A 3,865-nucleotide genomic window follows, 5' to 3' on the forward strand; every position below is an offset into this window, starting at 1 on the left:
GATGATGGTGGGCCTGACCCAAACAACGCGGATTTTCTGCCCGCCGATACTCATGCGGAATGTCAGACGCCCCTCATTCGTTTCCAAGAGATTGGCGCGATTGAGGGCTTCCAAAGCCCTCCTGGGATCGATCATTGCCCCTTTGAATACTTCCTGATCCCAAAGGTCCTTGTGAAAGAGATAGGCAGAGCCTGTTTGAGTTTCTCGACGCCACCCGATGCGATCCCGAATGACCTCGTTGGGGACATCGCTGGGCGCGAACCGCGTCATGCCATGAGAGAGGACAAAGCGCCTGACGTGTTTGATCGCGGCCTCGTCTTCCCCAGCACCAGAATGGCCGCGAGCCGAGAGCCAAACGGCGAAGCATTTACCGGCTGCGCGCAGCGCCTCATCTTTGGGCCAGGGCAAAATTCCCAGCGCCGTGGCGAGTTCGCCAGCGGCAGCGATGAGGCTGAAGCGCCCGGCCACGGATTCGACCTGTCCATCTGCACCCGGAGGAACATTCGCTTCGCGGAACTGCTGGCGGAAACCCTCGACGAGATCACGCAATTCGGTATCTCCGTTCGCACGAAGGTGGGAGACATCTTCAAGGAATTTCCGAATTGCTACGCCATAGTGGCGACCTGACGCCTCCCTGAGATGATCTGCGAGTGCTGCTGGCGATGCCTTGTCATGAAGATGCTCAAACGCACCCAGACCAACCCCGGCATCCGCCTCTACGTTGACGAGGCGAACGTGCAGACCCGTAGCCATAGAGCGGTTCGCTTCATTCATCTTGCTTTCGAGGCCGATCTCACCGGTCGAGAGCATGATGGCTCGCCAGGATACGCGCTCTCGCGCGCCGCCATGCACATTGGCCCGCTGCTTTCCTCCTTCGTTAGCCAACATGTAGATGGCGTCTCCAGCTTCCTTTCCGTTCGCCTGACCGATCTCGTCGAGAAGTATTACGCCATCACTGGAAGCTTTCGCGATCGCTTCGAGACCGTTCGAGGTAGCGCGCCACTGCATTACCTTACGAGTTCCCTTGCCCCAGACAGACGCAGCGGCAAAAAGGGATGTTGATTTACCTGATCGGCTTTTTCCGACAAGATGTATTCCGCCGCTAGGTTCTGCATTTACGTTCAATAGAGTTCCCGCGAATGCAGCAGACATAAAGAAGGCTACTCGGGAATTATTCACGGCATATTGAGCTACCTGATCTTGCCATTCATCCAGGGTGCCAGCCTGACCGACTTCATCGCCGACACGTCGTGATTGGGGATCGAGAATGACGTTATGTTCCGTTGGGCCGAAGACTTCCCCCGTTGGCAGCGCGTACACATAACCTGCGTCGTCTTGGTGCCACCCGGTTGTAGGCACCAACCGCAGCTTGCGATCTGTATGGAGCCCCTGGAAGAACTTACGTAGAAGCCGTGAATCTCCGCATCGAAGACCACCATCCTCCAGCATAGCCGCGATCGAGGAGCCACCATCTGGCGACGGAAGCTGCCGTCGCGCGACGATAGCCTCGTGTGGCACACTGCTATTGTCTGTCCATCCGACTACAACACCCCAGCCGTAACTGTTCGTGTCGCGGCATTCGCCGATGATTTTCAGCGGCCCGCACACCCACCTTTCCTCTGCGTCTCCCTCCTTCTTTGGGTGCGGATCGACAAACCAGACACCATCGCTGGCCAGGGAGAAGCCCTGCGGTAATCTCATTTCGAGCCGTGACTGCGTTGCGACGGAAGCGTTGTCCCGGAGGCGCTCGGATGGCTGCCAATCGGGACGAGCCTGCCGCGCCAGAAAAAACAAGGTACCGGCACCGATGTTGGACGGAGGCGACCGGCGCATTTCCTCCCACGCCTGCTGAGTCTTCCGGGCGTCATAGGCTGGATTCTTGCGGCTCCAGCTATCGAACGCATCGAACCCATCCCAGGACCCGCCTGTTGCCGCATACGCCGCAAGGCCGATGCGCTTCCAGTCATTCCAGTCGGCGGGACCGTCGTTCGGGATCACGTTGAGCGCGCGGGCCACGTCGGACGGCTCTGCTTCTGCTCCGTGGTGCTGCATGCGCGGCGGGTGCACGCTGGTCTCGTCGAGGCTCATCTGCCGAGTCTGGGTCGTTGCCCCAATCAGTTCACCCGCAGCATCGAGGAAACGCTCGACCTGCTCTTCGGTAACTGGAGCAAGGTCGGCGAGGACCACGCCGGTCCCCGGACCCATGTTGTTTTCCCATTGGATAGCGACGCCGGTCTCATGCAGGCCATAAGCGACCATCTGATTCCCCCAGCCGAGCACTTCGATTTTCATGCTCGCTCCCGCAGTCTTGCTGTCGTGCGAGGCCCCGGTCCGGTGAAGTTTACGCGGCTCTCCTTCTGCCGCACGGTATAGGATGGTGCACTTGACGCTGTTCGAACGCGTCTTCACCGGTCCGGGACCCAGCATGTCCAGGGCCAGCATCCGAATTCGAGCGGCAGTAGCCTCATCCTCTACATCAATGTCGAGGGGCCGGAGGCCGTCACACAGGAGACCGGTGTTGAGGGCCGCCGGAGAGACGGGGGCCTCGACAGCATACGGAGGGTTTTGCCGCGCCAGGACTTGCCAGTTTGCACCGTCCGGGCGTTTCCCCGGCGACGGACCGGAATCATCCGCGTTACGGACAGGGATCGGGCGGAATTCAGCCGTCCACATCTGCTTTCGCAAGCGGGCAACTTCATCTGTCGTTCCGCCCTGGTCGAAAGGCCAGTTCTTGTCTTCGTGTTCGAGTTCCATGATCTACCTCGTCGCTAGGTGCCGATTGCGGCCCAAGTTGCGACGAAGTTTTGCGAAACGGCTGGCCGGTGCTGGAAGGCCGGACACCAGTGTCCGCCTGCCGTGCACTGGTTATCCCAGATCGGACTTCTTCAAGGTTGCCGTCTCATGCCCACGAATGATCGCGATCTCGGATGCTTGAAGCGGGGGCAGTGGCGGGCTCTGCGGTGGAAGGCCCGTATCGAGGCGAAAAATGGAATGCGGTGCGAGAAGCGGGCGAGCCGCGCCGGACGGAACAAGCGTCGTCATGAGATCGGCAAGCCAGTTGCTGTAGGAGGACAATTTCGCCAATCTCAGAGGATCGCTCAAAGCATCGAAAATCCGTTCCGCCATCTCAGGCCCATCAAACGACAGGCCATCGGAAGGCCATTGGAAGCCACCAGCGATTATCGCCGCTGCCCACAATGGCGCGACCGGCGACCACTGTTTCCAATGCTTTTTCAGTATCCTCTCCTGGCCGAATCCCGAGGGCGTGACCTTTGCTTTGACCTGAAGCTTCACGCCCTCTAGCAGCGTGATTGCTTTTCCAAGCGAGGGGCTCGTCTCCAGGTCTTTGCTGGCTGCCATTCGCGCGATCGCCAAAACCAAGAGTGCCGATGCGAGCGCTCCGTGCTGCATTGCGTGCGCCATCTGTCTCTCGATCTCGGTCATGCCCGGTGCTTCCGCTACACCGCGATATCCGCCGTTTGGAAGAAAGAGGCGTTCCCTCACGTCCCGAACTACATTTGCAGCATTCTCAATGAATGCGATGCCGCCTAGTGACGGCCAATGCTGAAGTCGCGCGTGGCCTGCGAATCCACCATGGCGTTGCAGGCCGAGTGAAATTTCAGGCGGCGGATATATCGGGTTCGCGGCTGCGTCGGTGCTGAAGCCTTCGCCCCGGTGGATGACTTCGGCGGCGAAGGAGACGAGTGTCTCGGCACGCTTTCCCGTCTCGGGCCAGCACATTATCGCCAGCAGTTCCAGGCCGCTCGTCAGGCCCGTGGGTGTGAAGCTGATTGTTCTACTGGTGTTAGCCATGAGGCATTCCTACGCTGCCTCGCCTTTCCAATTCATTCCGGTGAACGCGCGG

General features: G+C 59.6%; 2 protein-coding genes. Both read right to left on the reverse strand.

The features are described 5' to 3' along the window. On the reverse strand, positions 1-2,754 hold a 2,754-nt coding region (locus ACODTJ_RS28930; protein WP_488851658.1), incomplete at its 3' end, for a DUF927 domain-containing protein. 111 nt (positions 2,755-2,865) lie between these two features. After that, a complete protein-coding gene (locus tag ACODTJ_RS28935) occupies positions 2,866-3,813 on the reverse strand; it encodes a hypothetical protein (RefSeq protein WP_488851660.1) in 948 nt (315 codons plus the stop codon). Positions 3,814-3,865: the final 52 nt, after the last annotated feature.

The sequence above is a fragment of the Allobosea sp. FG18 genome, from assembly GCF_057809495.1.